Source organism: Mesorhizobium sp. P2_A8, assembly GCF_056404935.1.
Genome location: NZ_JBFUDB010000012.1, coordinates 1 through 16,738, shown reverse-complemented (window position 1 = coordinate 16,738; position 16,738 = coordinate 1). Strand labels below are relative to the sequence as shown.

The window sequence follows — 16,738 nt, the reverse complement described above, 5'->3', positions numbered from 1 at the left end:
CTGGATCAACGCGTGCCGGCTAGCTACACCTGTTGAGACAATAGGAGATCCCAATTCCTAAGATCGGAAGCAAGCTTCGGGAACTGAGGCGCCGGCGCGACCTAGGGGTTCGAGAACTCGCCGTTCGATCCGGCATTTCGCATTCTACGATCTCCTTAATGGAACGGGATAAAATGAGCCCCTCGATCGACACCCTTGGGGCCGTCTTGGATGCCCTTGGAACGACGCTTACAGGATTCTTTTCTGACCTCCAGTCGAGTCTGCCTTACACGCCGTTTTATTCGGCCGCCGATCTTGTGGAGATAGGAAAAGTTGAGACGATCTCGTACCGGGTGATCGGGCTAAATCATCCGAACCGGCAACTGCTGATGCTTCAGGAGAGATACGCCATAGGAGCAGACTCTGGCGAAGAGTTCACCCACGCAGCGCAAGAGGCCGGAATGGTTATCTCCGGAGCGGTTGAGGTCACCGTAGGAGATCAAAAAAAGGTTCTGCGGACAGGCGACGGCTACTATTTTGACAGCCGTGTGCCGCACAGGTTCCGCAACGTCTACGACCGGGAAAGCGAGATACTGAGCGCGGTCACGCCGCCCACATACTGAGATGACCCCTGGCCGTGACGCTTGCAAGTATGGCACGATGGAAAGTCCTGCAGCGCCAATAGATGAAAGCATGATCGGCGCGATGGTTGGTCTGCTTGCCGGACCGTGCCGCAGATCACGACAATACCCAATGCGATGGCAATAGCTGAGCCAAGAAGCCAGCAAGCCGAGGATGGGAGTCTGGTCAGTTTATTAACCGCGCCGGTAGAGGTACTTGCTCAAACAACCCCCGATGTTAGCCTCAGGGAAACAAAAACGAGGTCTAACATGGCTAGGAGGCGAGTTCTCACTGGGGGTATTGCGCAAGAGTCCCATAGTTTCAACCCTATCGTCACTCGTCGAGAACGCTTCACGATTATTGAAGGGCAAGGTGCCGTCGAGCTCAACCGCGGAGCAAATTCCACGTTTGGCGGGATTATCGACTCCGCCCATGAGGCCGGCGTGGACCTGATTGTCCCAACCCTTTTCCGGGCGCAATCTGGGGGACCCGTGGACGACATAGTCTTCGCCGAGGTGAGTGAAATCATGGTCGAAGCGGCAAGGCGGGGCGAATTCGACGCTATCGTACTTCCTCTGCACGGCGGTATGCTTACCGAGACCCTGTCGGATCCAGAGGGTCTCTTGGTTGAGCGACTCCGTGCCATCGTCGGCAATGGGGTCCCGATCACGGCGGCATTCGACCTCCATGCTCACGTGAAAGAGAACACACTGGCGCCCCTCGATTTCCTTTCGGGTTATTTGACAAATCCGCACGAGGATCAGTCCGCCACCGCAAAGCGCGCTTTCCGAGCGGCGATGGGAATTCTTGATGGCACATTCGAGCCGGTTCTGGCCGCCACCTTCCTACCTTTGCTGACGTTGGGCAATGACACTACGCTCTCCGGCCCGCTCGTCGAGATACACGCCCACGCCCACAATGCTGTGGAGCGGGGCCGGGCATGGGATGTATCCATTTTTAACACCCAGCAGTTTTTGGACGTCCCCTCGGTTGGGCAGACCGTATTGGCCTATGGAAACGGCCGAGTTGATGAGGCGCGGAAGCTTGCCAATGAGATCATGAAAATGATCTGGGACTACCGGGACGATCTGATCACAAAGTACCCGACCCTCGAAGAGCAGCTGAAGGATATCGAACAGTCGGCTCGTCCGATCATTATAGGTGATCAGGGAGACCGCGTGATTGCAGGCAGCCCAGGCGACAGCACTTATGTCCTGAATTACCTGTTGGAGAACAAGATCAACGTCGAAACGTACTTTCCGATCTACGATGCCGACGCCGTAGCAACATGTGATCATGCCGGCATCGGAGGCGAGATCTGCCTAAATTTCGGGGGAAAATACTCCAGCGCAAGCCCGAGCGTGACCGCCAAAGGCAAGGTTGTAAGTCTGGGCGCGAACGTTCCGGTCCTGTACGACGGTCCGTCGGACCGCGGCACGAAGACGTACATTGAAAAATACGCGGTCTTCAGGGTCGGGAACATCAGCGTATTGCTCACAAACCAGCCGTACTCCTATGTGGACCCCGACTATTTCAGAGCCGTGGGTCTCGATCCTGAAAAGGCCAAAATCATTGTCTCTCGCTCTGGCTATCACTTTCAGCTGAATTTCGCCAAAATTGGCCATGTGGTTACGGTCGATACGCCAGGCATGAGCTCGTACGACGTTGACGAGTTGCCTTGGCAGCACGCGCGGCCGTTCTATCCTGTCGACAAGATCGAGTATGAGCCACGCCAGTATACTCGTCGTCGGGTCGAACGTCGTCTGCGGTAATAGTCTAACAGCCTCACCAAATGGTTGCGGTTCCATCGTGTGATCCTGGACTGGGAGATCGATGGTATGGCAGCGGGCTCATCTTTGACTTTTATGAACAGCTGAAATGCCCGACAATCCCGGCTAATCAGTTCGAAGCCCTGTGGCCGAGTGGTGGATTTCGAAGCGTTCCGGTCCCACAGCCACATGAATTCGCAGGTTCTGTGCACTTAATTGGGTTGCACAGCCGAGTGCCCGTATCGCTACACGGCTATTTAGCCCCATTCGATCGCTTGGAGCTTTTCCGCGCGGGGTCCGCCAGATATTCTCCCGTTTCACGGATTTCCAGCTCGTTACGCTCGATGCGCGCCAATGCTTTTGCCCCGAGTCTCGAGACGGTGAGCGCGACCAGAATATTCCCGATGACATAAGCGCCCGCGACGGAGTCCGGAAAGGCGTAGCTTCGCGCAGTCATCAGGAAAAGATGGTCCGAACACTTTGCGATTGGCGCGTTCTCGCTGTCAGTGATGGCAATAACCGTAGCCCCTTGGGACTTCGCATTTTGCGACACGTCAAAGGTGACCCGACTATAGGGGTAGGAAGTGAAGCCGATGACGACGTCCTCTTGCGTGAGGTCATCGAGTTCCAATCCTGATCCTCCACCGGTATCGAGCAGGTGAGTGTTCGGTTTGGCCTTCCGCAAGGAATAGGAAAGTGAATAAGCGGGGGCAAAGAAGGGGCGGCGGCCGATCACATAGACCCGTGAAGCTGCGACCAACGCACGGACTGCCGCTTCAAGCTGCTTTTCGCTCAGCGCCGTAACTGCTGCTCTTTGCGCCTCGATCTCTCGCTCAACGAACTGTGCAGCAAATCCAAGTGCACCTTCCTTCTGCCCGAGGGATACCAACTCGGCAGCGCGGCCCCTGTTGCTGCCCTGACCTTTGATCAATTCAGCAATATGCACCTCGCGGAATTCATCGAAACCCTTGAAGCCAAGATTCTGCGCCAACCGCACTAGCGTCACTGAAGGCACCCCAGCGCGCTTAGCAAGCTCGCGCATGGAGCGAAAGGGTATCTCGTCGCGGTGGGCAATAAGGAACTGGATCGCAGCAGCCGCAGGCCCGCGAGCCTCCGGCATGAGTTGCCGCAACTTCGCGTCTATGTCGGACGGTGTGGGATTCATGAATACGATCCGCATTGCTATCATACGCTGCCACGATTCCCAGTTAGAAGCAATTGATCCATATTGACGAACGCTGAACTGTATGATCCAATGATCGTGACTGCAGGCCGGGAGCGTTTTCCAAAGATATGTCACTCCCAACGCACAAAGATAAATCCGTAGGAGAAAAGGAATTGGCGAAAGAATCTTGGCGAGTTGGGATTGATGTCGGCGGCACCTTCACCGATGTCGTCGCCGTCGGATCCCGTTCCGGTATTCGCATTCATAAGACCGCATCTACGCCAGACGATCCTTCCGTGGGTGTTCTTGCCGGGGTTTCCGCGCTGGCGGAGAGCCAGGGTCTTACGATCCGGGAATTCCTGTCGGCATGCACCCATTTCGTCCATGGCACCACCGTCGCCACCAACACTCTTCTCGAAGGAAAGGGTGCCAAGACGGGTATGCTCGTTACTCGGGGCTTTCGCGATGCAATCGAGATCCGCCGCGGCTTTCGCGAGAACGTATGGGACTATCGGACGCCTTGGCCCGATGTGCTAGTGCCACGCTGGCTACGCAGGCCGGTGACCGAGCGGGTACTGAAGGACGGACGCATCGAAGCTGAAGTCGATCGGGCAGATCTCGATGACGCCATCGCACGGTTCAAGGCGTCTGGCGTTCAGGCGGTTGCCGTCTGCTTCATCAACAGCTACCTTAATGATGCCAATGAAGAACTTTGCGTTCGTTACCTTCGAGCGGCAATGCCGGATTGCTTTGTTTGCGGATCGGCAAAGCTCGCAGCGATCATGGGCGAGTACGAACGTTCCTCGACTGCTGTCGTCAACGCCTATATTGGTCCAAGGGTCGTTCCCTATCTACGACAGCTCGACGAGCGCCTTAGTGAACTCGGGATGTCGAATAGGCTCCTTCTCGTTCAAAGCAACGGAGGCGCGGCCTTTATTGATGATATAGAACAGCGCCCGGTTTCCCTGCTCCTCTCAGGACCGGCCGCTGGTGTCGGCGCGCTTGACTATTTCTCTGGGAAAGATGGCCTTGGCGGTCTCATCACTATGGAGATTGGCGGGACGAGTTGCGATGTCATGCTTTATGACCGGGGAAAGGTTGGTGAGACCACCCGGCTTGACATCGCCGGGTACCCGGCGATCACGGCGAGCGTTGAAATCAATACGGTCGGTACCGGCGGCGGCACGATCGCCTATGTCGATGCTGGCGGCATGCTCCAGGTCGGCCCGCAGGGCGCCGGCTCGCGCCCGGGCCCGGCCTGCTACGGGCTCGGGGGAACGATGGCCACGGTTACCGATGCCCACGTCGTATTGGGGCGGCTGCGGCCCGGCGCCTACGCGGACGGATCGGTCAACATCCGCTCGGAACTCGCGCGTGAAGCGATCGCCGAGCACGTGGCGCAACCGCTGGGTCTGACGGTGGAAGGGGCAGCGATCGGCATCATCCGCCTCGCCGAACAGAACATGCTGCACGCAATGGAGCGGATGTCTAGCGAGCGCGGCGTCAACCCCCAAGCCCTGACGCTCGTTGCTTGCGGAGGCGCCGGAGCGCTCCACGGTGTGGCAGTGGCTCGGCTTCTGGGATGCCGGTCGGTGTTCGTGCCCCGGCTTGCCGGCGTCTTCTGCGCGTTTGGAATGTGCAATTCCAATATTCGTCACGACCTCATTCAATCCTGCATGGTCGAGCTTTCGGATGAGACGCTTGCGCGGATTTCCGAACAGGTGTCCGAGCGTGAGGACGAACAACGCGGCCGACTTCTTGAAAGCTTCTCCGACGAGGCAATCGTCATCGATTGCTTCTTGGAACTGCGCTATCGCGGCCAACAATGGACAGTGCGCGTACCGTTCTTCGGCGTCACGGACAGCAAGCAGACGCTGCGGCATCGCTTCGAGGAAGAGTTCTCGAGCATCTACGGCTACGTGCAGGAACGCAACGAGATACAAATCGTAGCCTTTCATCTTATCGGCAAGGGCCGGTTCCCCGCGCTTGCGCTGGAAGCCGTCGGCGCGACGGCGGAAAGCCCGCAGGCAAGTATCACCCGCAGCATATGGATCGACACTCGCACTGGCTTCGTCGATGCGCCCGTGTTCTCTCCCTCGACGCTAAGTCCCGGGGCGAGGATAACAGGCCCCGCCATCATCGAGGAACTGACGACGACCATTCTCCTCGGAGCGGCGGACATGCTGCTGGTCGATGAGGGCGGGAACTATTCTATTCAACTTTCTATTTCGGAGTGATGACCATGGCCGTCGACCCGATCATGATGACGCTGGTGCAGAAGCGTTTGGATCACATCTCTCGCTACATGGGCTGGGCGATGACGCGGACCGCGCAGAGCCCGATCTTCAGCGAGAGCCACGACTTTTCCTGCTTCCTAAGCAATGCCCGAGGCGATGCGCTATCCGTCGCCGACGGGCTTCCGATCCATACCGGGGGAGGCGATTTTGCCGTTCGCGCGGTACTTCGCGACTATGGCGGTGATCTTCACGATGGCGACGTCTTCCTGCTGAGCGATCCCTACGAAGCGGGAGGAAACCATCTTCCGGACTGGACGATAATCCGCCCGATCATCGTCGATGACAGGTTTCTTGGGTTTGCGAGCAACAGGGCACATCAATCCGACATCGGTGGGGGTGCGGCGGGAACGTACAATGCTGCCGCGACAGAGATTTTTCATGAAGGCATCCGGCTTCCCGTCCTCCGCCTCTTCGAGCGCGGCCGTGTGCGCGAAGACCTTTGGCGCCTCCTTCTGCTCAACAGCCGAACCTCGGATCTTCTTGACGGTGATCTTGCCGCCATGGTTGGCTCGACGCGCACCGGGCGCGACAAGGTAGTCGCGCTCGCCCGCGAGTATGGTTTCTCTGAAACTGAGGGGGTTTTCAGCGCGATCCTTGATCATGCGCAGACACTGATGAAGGAAATGATCCGTACAATTCCCGAGGGTGTCTATTATGGAGAGGATGTCTCCGACACCGACTGCTTTGAGTCGATGGACGTGCCCGTTCGCGTCACCCTTACGGTAAAGAACGAGCATCTGCATGTCGACTTCTCCGGCAGCGCGCCGCAAATCCGCGGCTTCAAGAACAGCTCGATTGCCAATACGAGTTCGGCGGTCTTCCTCGCGGTAATGTCGTTCTTCAACGGGCGCGTACCGCAGAATCAGGGCGCCATGCGGCAGATGACGATTGAGGCACCGCCCGGCACTGTCGTCAATGCCCTTCCGCCGGCGCCAATGACGATGAACACCGTGCATCCGACGAGCGAGATTGTCCACGCCGTCTGGCGCGCGCTTGCGACCGCCATGCCTTTGGAAGGCTATGCCGGCTGGGGAAAGACTTGCTACTGCATTTCGTCGGGACGGAAAGACGACGGCAGAACGTACGTGATGTATCACTGGAACGGGTCGTCCGGGGCAGGAGCCGTCCGGGGGCGCGATGGCTTCCCTGCGGCCGGTCAGCTCTGCACTCTCGGCGGGATGAACCTGCCCAATGTCGAGACCTACGAGCAAATCTATCCCGTAAAGATTCATCGCTACGAGATGCGAAAGGACAGCGGGGGGGCAGGCGAGTTTCGCGGCGGAACCGGCCTTGAATACTCCGCCTCCACATATCAGCCCGCAGACTACTCGTTTCGCAGTGAAGGCAGTCGCAAACCAACCGGTTATGGCATCGTAGGCGGCGAGCCGGGAGTGAAAGGCACAATCGCCGTGACGCTGTTGGACGGCGGCGAAGAGATTGCCCTTCCGCAATACGGAATCATGCAGTTAGGATCTGCAAGGGTGGACGTCAGCTCCCCAGGCGGTGGTGGCTTCGGAGATCCACTCAGGCGCGATGCCCTCGCGGTTCAGCGCGACGTGGTAGACGAGGTCGTGAGCCCTGAGGTAGCCAGGGACGTCTACGGCGTCGTCCTCAGCTCCAATTTGCTTGCAGTCGATCTTTTGGCCACAGAAGCGCGAAGGCGAGAGCTTTTGCGGGTACGCTGCCCCACGCCTTTGGGCCCGGCCGAGCAACTCGAAAAAGTTGCTCTGCTCGCCCCCTAGTTTGCAGGGCAGCGGAGGTTAGTCTCAACCAGCCTCCGAAGCTGAGTAGGCGAATATGCGCGTATTGAAATGAAGCATTTGATCCTGATTGACATAAAATGGTTCATGTGATCCAGTCATATCAACAAAAGTGCAAGGAGTTGCGACGTGCGGTCCATTTCAAGCTTAGGCCATAACCGGGGAGAGGTCGTTGGCCCGAAGTCTCGCGACGAGTTTCAACGAGCACTAAGGATCACGCCAGGCGGAAGCATGCGCGCTGCCCCTTTTTTTGCTCCCCAGCCGCCTTATGCCGTGTCAGCAGCCGGCTGCTGGATCACCGACGCGGACGGCAGGAAGGTCTTCGACTGCGCAAACAACTTCTTCTCGCTCGTTCACGGCCATGCCTTTCCGCCGGTAATTGAGGCGCTGCACAAGGTGCTGGACGACGGCACCGCATACGGGCTTCCGACCACAAGTGAGACCAGCCTTGCGGAAGCCATCAGCGCGCGCTCGCCGAGGCTTGAGCAGGTCCGCTTCACGAGCTCCGGCACCGAGGCTGTCATGTACGCCGTCAAGGCCGCGCGCGCGATTACAGGTCGCCCGATGATCGCGAAGTTTGAGGGTGCATATCACGGCGCCTACGACTATGTGGAAGTCAGCCTTGATTCTACTCCAATGAACTGGGGCGATTCATCGCCTGAGAGTGTGCTCTACGCTAAGGGAACTCCCGTCTCCACCGCCGCGGAGGTTCTGGTCCTCCCCTATAACGACCCCGAGACGTGCAGAGAGCTCATCCGTGCACACCATGATCGTCTCGCCGCAATCCTCCTCGATCCGCTCGCCTCCCGCGTCGGCATGGTTCCGATGGAGGCGGATGTGCGGGAGGTCATCCAGGATTGCTGTAACCGCTACGGCATCCTGCTTGTGATCGACGAGGTCGTTTCTTACCGCATCGGTTATCATGGCGCCCATGCCACGTTCGGCTTTGAGCCGGATTTGGTGGCTTTGGGAAAGATCATCGGCGGAGGCTTGCCTGTAGGGGCCGTCGCAGGGCCTGCGTCACACATGGCGGTCTTCGATCACACCAAGGGCAAGCCAGCCGTCTCCCACGGCGGCACGTTCAGCGCCAACCCGCTCAGCATGACCGCTGGGCTGGCGGCGCTGCAATCATACACTATAGACGCCGTGGCCCGTCTTAACAGGATGGGCGATATGCTTCGTAGCGAAATCACTGAGCAACTCAGAAGGCGCGAACTCCCCGCGCAGGTTACGGGCATGAGCTCCCTCTTTCGGCTCCACCTGAAGACTGAAGTTATCCGAAACTACCGGACCTCGTTCCCGAGCCCCTTGCAGAAGACTGCGCTGGCAAAGATACACCTTGCAATGCTGGAACGCGGTTTTCTGATGACGCCGAATTGCTCCGGCGCGCTCTCGACACCGATGAGCAATACCGATGTCCAAGATTTAGCCGCCGCCCTTGTAGATGCCATTCATGAAACTTGGGAACAATCTCCATGGGAGTGATCGAGCAAACGGTGGAAAGCGCAGCGGCGGCAGCGCTCGCACCGGCGTTGCAGATATGGCTCGAGGTGCGGGGGGGATGTCAATGACTACGCAATCAAATGCAGAAGTTCGGCCCGAAACGCCGGCCCTGACCCAGTCGGAGGAAGCGTTCGCACGGGCGTTGTCGGTATTTCCTGACGGTACGAGCCGGGCAACGATCGAACGCGATCCAATTCCGACGTACATGGAGCGAGGCGAGGGCGCTTATCTCTTCGATGTCGACGGAAACCGCTATCTTGACCTGAACGGGAATTTTACGACCCTCATCCACGGACATGCGTTCAAACCGGTCATCGAGGCCGTCAATCGGCAACTGGCGAGCGGCAGCTGCTTTGCCAATCCGACGAAGATGGAAATCGAGCTGGCGAGGATCCTTTGCGAGCGGATTCCGAATGTCGATCGTGTTCGATTTGTAAACACCGGCACTGAAGCCGTAATGTTCGCCATCAAGGCCGCACGAGCTTTCACCGGCAAGGCAGGGATCGCCAAGTTCGAGGGAGCCTACCATGGCGCCTACGACTGGGTTGAAGTCAGCCAGTCGGCAAACCCAGACAATTGGGGACCTGCCGATGATCCGGTCTCGGTGCCGTTGTACAAGGGTATGCCGGAAAGCGTTCTCCACGAGACGCTTGTGCTGCGCTTCAACGACACTGAGCTGCTTGAGAAGAAGCTCCAGGCCCACGCGCATCGGATCGCGGCGGTCGTAATCGATCCGATGCCGAGCCGGGCTGGCCTGATAGCGCCGAACCCGGGCTTCCTGGAGGCGCTGCATCGGCTCTGCCGCCATCACGGCTTGCTCATCATCGCTGACGAAGTGTTGAACCTGCGCCAAGGCTACCACGGCGCTTCGGCGCGATATGGGCTGAAACCCGACCTGATCACTATGGGCAAGATAATCGGCGGTGGACTGCCCATTGGCGCGATCGGCGGACGCGAAGAGGTCATGCAGGTCTTCAGCGCCAAGTCCGGTCGCCCCCTCCTGCCACAGGGCGGAACGTTCTCGGCCAATCCACTGTCGATTGTAGCCGGCATCGCCTCGATGCGAGATTTGGACAAAGCAGCGTTCGCGCGCCTCGACGAACTGGGCGACCGGCTGCGCGCCAACCTCACCGAGATCATTACGCAACGCGACGCTCCCTTTGTAGTTACAGGAGCCGCGTCCCTGTTTCGAATTCATCCGACACGGCGCAAACCGCGAGAGTTCAGGGACACGGCAACCAATCCAGCCCAAAACGCCGTCCTAAGGACGCTCTCCCGCTTCTTTGCCTGGCATGGTGTCATTTTGCCGAATGGGGCTGCCGCGTGCCTGTCGACACCGATGGGACAGACCGAGGTCGACACGATATCCGACCTGTTTCATCTCTTCCTTCAAGAACACGCAGCAGACATCAACAATATGGAGAAACCGGAGTAATGTCCGTAGAAACTGTAGCCGAACGGATTGCAGCAGCCCTGCAACGCAACAGCGTCGAGATGATTTTTGCCCAGAGCCTACCCTCGGCGGTGGTTCTGGCATGCGAAAAGATCGGAATCCGGCAGATCGCCTACCGGCAGGAAAATATGGGTGGGGCCATGGCCGATGGTTACTCCCGCATATCGGGCAAAGTGGGCGTCGTGTGTGCCCAAAATGGGCCTGCCGCAACGTTGCTCGTACCGCCGCTATCTGAAGCGCTTAAGGCGAGTATTCCGGTGGTGGCCTTGGTGCAGGAGGTCGAGCGCAACCAGCTTGACCGGAACGCATTCCAAGAACTGGACCACATCGCCCTTTTCTCGGCCTGTTCCAAATGGACACGACGGGTGATAACGGCTGATCGGATCGAGGACCATGTCGACTCCGCGTTTATCGCGGCCACCAGTGGCCGGCCTGGCCCAGCCGTGCTCATCCTTCCGGCCGACCTGCTCCGCGAGAATGTTTCTGCTGGCGCACGCGGTCGGACAGGGAACTACGGCACGTGGCCGCTTGACCCCATCCGCCCGAGCGACGACGCGCTCGCGGCGGTCGCCAAGTTGCTCGCTCGCGCCGAGTCGCCCGTGGTGCTGGCCGGAGGCGGTGCGGTTTCGCCGGCGGCGAGCAAGGCGCTCGCGGAGCTGCAAACCATGGCCCATCTACCCGTCTTCACAACAAATATGGGCAAAGGCGCTGTCGATGAGCGCGCGCCCCTTGCTTGCGGCGTCCTTGGGGCTCTGAATGGCCCCAGGTCCCTCGGCTACCGCACGCGCGCCATCATGGATGAGGCAGATCTCGTCTTTCTCGTCGGCACTAGGACCAACCAGAACGGAACCGATAGTTGGCGTTCGATTCCTTCTACGGCGACGGTCGTACACCTTGACATCGATCCTTGCGAGATCGGCAGAAACTACCAGTCTGTCCGCCTCGTCGGAGACGTCGCCACAACAATTCAAGCCCTGACTGAAGCGCTTCGATCGGAGGATCTCTCCAATCGCTCGGCCAAGAAGGTGTCGCTTGAACGTGACATCGCCGAAGCCTGGGAGCAATTTGAGCAGGATCGCAGCATCTTCAGCGGCAGCAACCAGACGCCGTTGAGGCCGGAACGCATCATGCACGACCTGCAATCGCGTATGACGCCGGAAACCATCGTCGTGGCAGACGCGAGCTATTCTTCAATGTGGATCGTCGGCCAGCTCCGCACACTTCGGGCAGGGCAGCGGTTTATCGCTCCGCGGGGCCTGGCAGGTCTGGGATGGGGCCTGCCACTCGGCATGGGCGCCAAGCTGGCGAGACCCGACAGTCCTGTTGTCGTACTCGTCGGAGACGGCGGGTTCGCCCATAGCTGGGGAGAACTCGAAACGCTCGTGCGGTCCGAAATCAACCTCACGGTGATCGTGCTCAACAACGGCGTGCTCGGCTTCCAAAAAGATGCCGAGACCGTGAAGTTCGGCGGCTATACGACAGCCTGTCACTTCGCGCCCGTCGACCATGCTGCTCTCGCAAAGGCCTGCGGCTGCGAAGCGATCACAGTCAAAAATCCGGGCGACATTGGGTCTGCCCTTGACCGCGCTCTGTCCTCGAAGGCGCCGGTGCTGATCGAAGTCATCACCGATCCTGATGCGCACCCACCGATCTCCCTTTTTACGGGCACTCTTGGCGAACCATCGGAACTGGTATGACGAAGGCGCCTTTCACGAAAGTTGCCGTTGTCTCAGGAGGGTCGTCGGGAATTTGGCCTGCGTTCGCCGACTGTGCGTCGCCGATGCGGACGTGGCCTTTTTCAGCCAGAACGCGGACACCTTGCGAGCCGCTGAGCAGGCGGTTCGCAACGAAATACCGTCCGGGGGGCCGCCTGCTAGCCGGCCCCGCCGACCTCCGGGATCATGCGTCCGTTCGTGACTTCTTCATGCGGATCCATTCGTTGGAGCGTTCATCGACGTGACGGAGGGGAGTTCGCTCCCCGCATGGCCAGTCACTATCACCCCGACCGAGGTTGGAATCACATGATTATGCCTGACATTGAACTGGCGAAGCGCGCTGCTGGCGAAATCGCTGAACGCACCAAGACAACCGAGAGCTCCGAGATGCGAGAGCGCTGGCCCGCGCAATGCCTTGTGGATGGCGAATGGGTGGGTGAACCTGAATTGTCGGTGCTCAATCCCTCCACCAACGAAGAAATTGCAAAGGTTCCCGATTTCGGCCCGGCAGAGACTGCCAAGGCCATCGCAGCGGCCAAGCGCGCGTTCCCGGCTTGGGCAGGTCTCCTCGCCAAGGAACGATCGACGACTTTGCGCCGATGGCACGATCTCGTGGTGGAATATGCCGACGAATTGGCTCGCTTACTAACCAGCGAACAGGGCAAACCGCTATCGGAAGCCAAGGCCGAGATCCTGTACGCGGCCTCTTTTTTGGAATTCTACGCCGAAGAAGCAAAGCGGATCTATGGCGAGACAATTCCAAGCCACATCCAGGACGGCCGCATTGTGGTGATCCGTCAACCAGCGGGCGTCGTTGCCGCAATCACGCCTTGGAACTTTCCGGCAGCGATGATAACCCGTAAAGTTGGCCCGGCCCTTGCGGCTGGCTGCACGGCCATCGTCAAACCTGCGCTGGAAACACCGCTCACGGCATTCGCCATTGCTGCCCTCGGTCAGAAGGCGGGTCTGCCGCCCGGCGTCCTCAATGTCATCACGGGAAACGCTCAGGCGATCGGTAAGGCACTTTGCGACAGCCCGGATGTCCGCGTGCTGAGTTTCACCGGTTCCACGGCGGTCGGGAAGCTCCTGATGGCGCAGTGCGCGACCACCGTGAAGAAACTCGCGCTCGAATTGGGTGGCAACGCTCCCTTCATCGTCTTTGATGACGCCGACATCGATGCGGCCGTCGCGGGGGCCATGGCATCGAAATTCCGCAACATGGGCCAGACCTGTGTGTGCGCGAACCGCATCTATGTTCAAGATTCCATCTACGATGCGTTTGCCGAAAAGCTTGCGACCGAAGTTGCGCGGCTCAAGGTCGGCGATGGCATGGCCGAAGGCATTGGCCAGGGACCGTTGATAAGCGCGGCCGCGGTTGCGAAGGTGGAGCAGCATATTGCCGACGCAGTGGCGAAGGGTGCGCGCATTCTTACAGGGGGCGCTCGTCATGAGCTAGGTGGCACCTTCTACAAGCCGACGGTGCTTTCCGACGTCACCCAGTCGATGAAGGTCGCCCGAGAAGAGACGTTCGGACCGCTTGCCCCGCTGTTCCGATTCAGCGATGACAAGGACGTGATTGCGATGGCGAACGACACCGAATTCGGCCTCGCCGCCTACTTTTATGCGCGCGATATTGGCCGGATCTGGCGTGTCGCAGAGGCCCTCGAGTACGGTATGGTCGCAATCAACAGCGGGCGTCTCTCGACCGAGCTCGCTCCTTTCGGGGGCGTCAAGGAGTCGGGCATTGGTCGCGAAGGATCCCGCCACGGCATAGAAGAGTACACGGAACAGAAGCTTATGCTCATAGCCGGCATCTAATCAAACGTCGAGTCCTCCGGGCGGGCCTGGCCGGCCGGCGGCAAATCCGCTGCGCCGGGTAAGTGGTGTCAGATCGTGAAGCGTGGACTGGCGCACGAGTCTACGCCGAGCATAGGGGTTCAGGTTCCTGTTTCGGGTGGACGACACTGGGCTGTACTGGCGGCTCGTGCGTTCGCCCATTGACGACCTGACGCCTTGCTCTGGGACGAGGTCATCCCGCATCGGAACGGCGTGACACTCGTTCCACGCTCGAACAGTCCATGGTCCTTCTGGAGAGAACGCCTTCATCCCTGCCTGGTCTCGCGTAAACGCAGGGGGGCCGGTTGAGGCGACGATACCCGACGAACCAAGTTGCACCCAAGTGCGGCTTGTCTGCAGAGGGAGCTATCGGTAGCGCGACATCCGTTCCGAAGCTCCCGGGTATGATGCGTCTCCACACGTGGAGATGGTCGTATGGGGAGGCGGACGACGAGTGCGGACCCGTATGTCGCTGTTCGCGCGCCGCGATGGAACGAGCCTTGGGCCGGTGTTATTTGCATGCGTTCGGCTGTTACGGAATACCGAGATGACCCACGTTCTTCACTTGGTCCTCATCCATGACGAAGCGTTTGAGCTTACTCGATCGCGGAGTTGCCTTCGGAATTGCACGCACGTGGGGCGGCGATCAAATCTGGTTATGTGACGCGTTTCGATCGCGGGTAGCCCCTCCGAGCTCGACCCGCAAAGAGCGCTCGACATCGACAAGTCCCATGCGCCTAGCTTTCCCAGATGACCAATCGGGCGCGACCTAAAGGCGATCCTTAGTCAGTTGTCCCCATGGTCTACTCACATGCCTGCTGATGCGTCACCGGATGGTTGTGAGATCCGAATCCCTATATTTCTCGTCTGAACGTAGCCGTCCAGCGCTTCCTGACCCTTCTCCCTACCGTAGCCGGACTGATTTATTCCACCGAACGGGGTTTCCACGCCGCCGACGTACCATCCATTCACGTAAACTTGGCCAGCCCAAAGGCGGTCGGCGGTCCAAAGGGCCCGGTCTAGATTTCGCGTGAATACGCCTGCAGCCAAGCCCTGATCGGTACCGTTGGCAAGATCGACCGCCATTGTGGGGTCGTCGAAGGTCGTGACAGCGAGAACAGGGCCAAAGGTTTCTTTCTGGAAGAGACTACTGTCTCGCGCAACATCGGCAAATAATGTCGGTGCCATAAAATAGCCGCTCCGATCAGAAAGCGCGGTCCCGCCGGTCACAAGCCGCGCACCCTGACTGAGCGCCGTCTGGCAAGCCTGCTCGACCCCCTGCCGCTGTCTTTGTGAGATCAACGGCGTAATGTCGCAGTTCTCGCGTCCTGGACCGATCGACAGTCCTTCGATGCGGACCTTTACTCGTTCCACCAGTTCGTCTGCAATCGAACGTTCTACAAGCAGACGTGTAAGGCCGTTGCAATTCTGGCCCGCATTATAATAGGTTCCTATGCGCACGGCATCCACAACGCAATCTAGATCGGCATCGGAATACACAACCGCCGCCGACTTGCCGCCCAGTTCCATGATACATGGCACGATACGCTCCGATGCGGCCTTGAGGATCGTTCGCCCGGTGGCAAGCGAGCCTGTGAAGACGATGTGGCGGACAGCGGGATGTTCTATCAGTGCCTGGCCTGTCGTTTGGCCGTAGCCTGTGAGCACGTTGACTGCTCCGGCAGGCACACCAGCGGTTTCGCAGGCACGTGCAATTTCAATTCCGGATAGAGGCGCCAACTCAGGGGACTTCACCACCACTGAGTTGCCGGTTGCGATCGCGCAGGCCAGGGAACGGGCCGTCAGTTCCAGCGGGTTATTCCACGGAACGATTTGGGCGGAGACGCCGAAGGGGCTTCTGATAGTGTAGTCGACCAAGTTGGCCCCGCGCGGGATTGAGCGACCTTCAAGTTTGTCGGCCAAGCCCCCGTAGTACCGCAGGTATCTGATGGCGGTCCGAACTTCGTCATGCGCGCCACTCAACGCCTTTCCCGTCTCCATGCAGTTAATGGTCGCGATCTCGTCGCCGCGCGCTTCGAGTGCTTCGGCGATGCGAAACAGCATGCATCCACGATCATAGGGAGGCATGTCTATCAGAACGCGGTCCCGAAAAACGCGGTGGGCGGAAGCAACGGCGAGTTCGACCTCTTCGGGACCTGCTTCTGCTACGACGGCAATCGTCTCGGCATGCGACGGATCATCAACCTCGATACGATTGCCGGACAAAGAATCCCGCCACTCCCCATCGATGAAATTTCTGATTACGTCTGTATTAGCCATGCCAATTCTTCTCACCATGATCATGAACTCCTAAAGTTGGTGCGGAGTGAGAAGGCACAACTGGCTCGCCAAAGCCCAAGCCAAAAGCCCCGCCGGAAGATCGGTTACGGCAGCAGAATGTCCTTCTACTCTCAGCGGCTTGCCGTGATACTGTCCTGCACCGCGCTGATGCTTTCGCGAATGATGGATAGCCCCCGGCTCAGGTCAGCCTCGGTGATGGTGAGGGCAGTCATGAACTTCAGGACCTCACCGAACGAGCCAGCGGTCTCGATCACCAGGCCGCGGCGAAAAGCTTCCTGCGAGACAAGGCCCGGCAGCGAGTGGTGCTTTGATGATACGAGCCCGTACATCAATCCGCGG

10 protein-coding genes and 1 pseudogene are annotated in these 16,738 nt (G+C 59.1%); 8 read left to right on the top strand and 3 right to left on the bottom strand.

Translation table 11 applies throughout. The features are described from left to right. The first annotated feature begins 53 nt into the window (after positions 1 to 53). Positions 54 to 602, top strand: coding sequence for a cupin domain-containing protein (locus AC1D10_RS31260; RefSeq protein WP_477278800.1), 549 nt, complete (start codon positions 54 to 56; stop codon positions 600 to 602). A 135-nt stretch (positions 603 to 737) separates the two neighbouring features. Next, a complete protein-coding gene (locus tag AC1D10_RS31255; protein WP_477278799.1) occupies positions 738 to 2,372 on the top strand; it encodes a M81 family metallopeptidase in 1,635 nt (544 codons plus the stop codon). A 250-nt stretch (positions 2,373 to 2,622) separates the two neighbouring features. On the opposite strand, the gene AC1D10_RS31250 is transcribed toward AC1D10_RS31255, so the two are convergent. After that, positions 2,623 to 3,534, bottom strand: coding sequence for a MurR/RpiR family transcriptional regulator (locus AC1D10_RS31250; RefSeq protein WP_477278663.1), 912 nt, complete (start codon positions 3,532 to 3,534; stop codon positions 2,623 to 2,625). 173 nt (positions 3,535 to 3,707) lie between these two features. Between AC1D10_RS31250 and AC1D10_RS31245 the strand changes: the two genes are divergently transcribed. The 6 genes from AC1D10_RS31245 (at position 3,708) to AC1D10_RS31220 (ending at position 14,080) form a co-directional block, all read left to right on the top strand. Then, positions 3,708 to 5,771 (top strand): hydantoinase/oxoprolinase family protein, encoded by a 2,064-nt coding sequence (locus AC1D10_RS31245; protein WP_477278662.1) that lies wholly within the window; start codon positions 3,708 to 3,710, stop codon positions 5,769 to 5,771. A gap of 5 nt (positions 5,772 to 5,776) precedes the next feature. Next, entirely contained in the window at positions 5,777 to 7,573 is a 1,797-nt protein-coding gene (locus AC1D10_RS31240; RefSeq protein ID WP_477278661.1) for a hydantoinase B/oxoprolinase family protein, read from the top strand. Between the two features lie 249 nt (positions 7,574 to 7,822). After that, a complete protein-coding gene (locus tag AC1D10_RS31235) occupies positions 7,823 to 9,076 on the top strand; it encodes an aspartate aminotransferase family protein (protein WP_477278660.1) in 1,254 nt (417 codons plus the stop codon). 82 nt (positions 9,077 to 9,158) lie between these two features. Further along, positions 9,159 to 10,529, top strand: a complete 1,371-nt coding sequence (locus tag AC1D10_RS31230; protein ID WP_477278659.1) for an aspartate aminotransferase family protein — start codon at positions 9,159 to 9,161, stop codon at positions 10,527 to 10,529. Further along, positions 10,529 to 12,244: an acetolactate synthase catalytic subunit gene (locus tag AC1D10_RS31225; protein ID WP_477278658.1), complete on the top strand. Its 1,716-nt coding sequence runs from the start codon at positions 10,529 to 10,531 to the stop codon at positions 12,242 to 12,244. Before AC1D10_RS31230 ends, AC1D10_RS31225 begins: the two co-directional genes overlap by 1 nt. Positions 12,245 to 12,649: 405 nt before the next feature. Next, positions 12,650 to 14,080 (top strand): NAD-dependent succinate-semialdehyde dehydrogenase, encoded by a 1,431-nt coding sequence (locus AC1D10_RS31220; RefSeq protein WP_477278798.1) that lies wholly within the window; start codon positions 12,650 to 12,652, stop codon positions 14,078 to 14,080. 825 nt (positions 14,081 to 14,905) lie between these two features. On the opposite strand, the gene AC1D10_RS31215 is transcribed toward AC1D10_RS31220, so the two are convergent. After that, positions 14,906 to 16,378 (bottom strand): aldehyde dehydrogenase family protein, encoded by a 1,473-nt coding sequence (locus tag AC1D10_RS31215; RefSeq protein ID WP_477278657.1) that lies wholly within the window; start codon positions 16,376 to 16,378, stop codon positions 14,906 to 14,908. A gap of 131 nt (positions 16,379 to 16,509) precedes the next feature. Beyond that, positions 16,510 to 16,738: pseudogene (locus AC1D10_RS31210) on the bottom strand (diaminobutyrate--2-oxoglutarate transaminase); the annotation flags it as partial.

Coding starts and splice junctions, on each gene's coding strand:
- AC1D10_RS31255 (WP_477278799.1), top strand. CDS start 738: ATGGCAATAGCTGAGCCAAGAAGCCAGCAAGCCGAGGATGGGAGTCTG.
- AC1D10_RS31250 (WP_477278663.1), bottom strand. CDS start 3,534: ATGAATCCCACACCGTCCGACATAGACGCGAAGTTGCGGCAACTCATG.
- AC1D10_RS31240 (WP_477278661.1), top strand. CDS start 5,777: ATGGCCGTCGACCCGATCATGATGACGCTGGTGCAGAAGCGTTTGGAT.
- AC1D10_RS31235 (WP_477278660.1), top strand. CDS start 7,823: ATGCGCGCTGCCCCTTTTTTTGCTCCCCAGCCGCCTTATGCCGTGTCA.
- AC1D10_RS31230 (WP_477278659.1), top strand. CDS start 9,159: ATGACTACGCAATCAAATGCAGAAGTTCGGCCCGAAACGCCGGCCCTG.
- AC1D10_RS31225 (WP_477278658.1), top strand. CDS start 10,529: ATGTCCGTAGAAACTGTAGCCGAACGGATTGCAGCAGCCCTGCAACGC.
- AC1D10_RS31220 (WP_477278798.1), top strand. CDS start 12,650: ATGCGAGAGCGCTGGCCCGCGCAATGCCTTGTGGATGGCGAATGGGTG.
- AC1D10_RS31215 (WP_477278657.1), bottom strand. CDS start 16,378: ATGGCTAATACAGACGTAATCAGAAATTTCATCGATGGGGAGTGGCGG.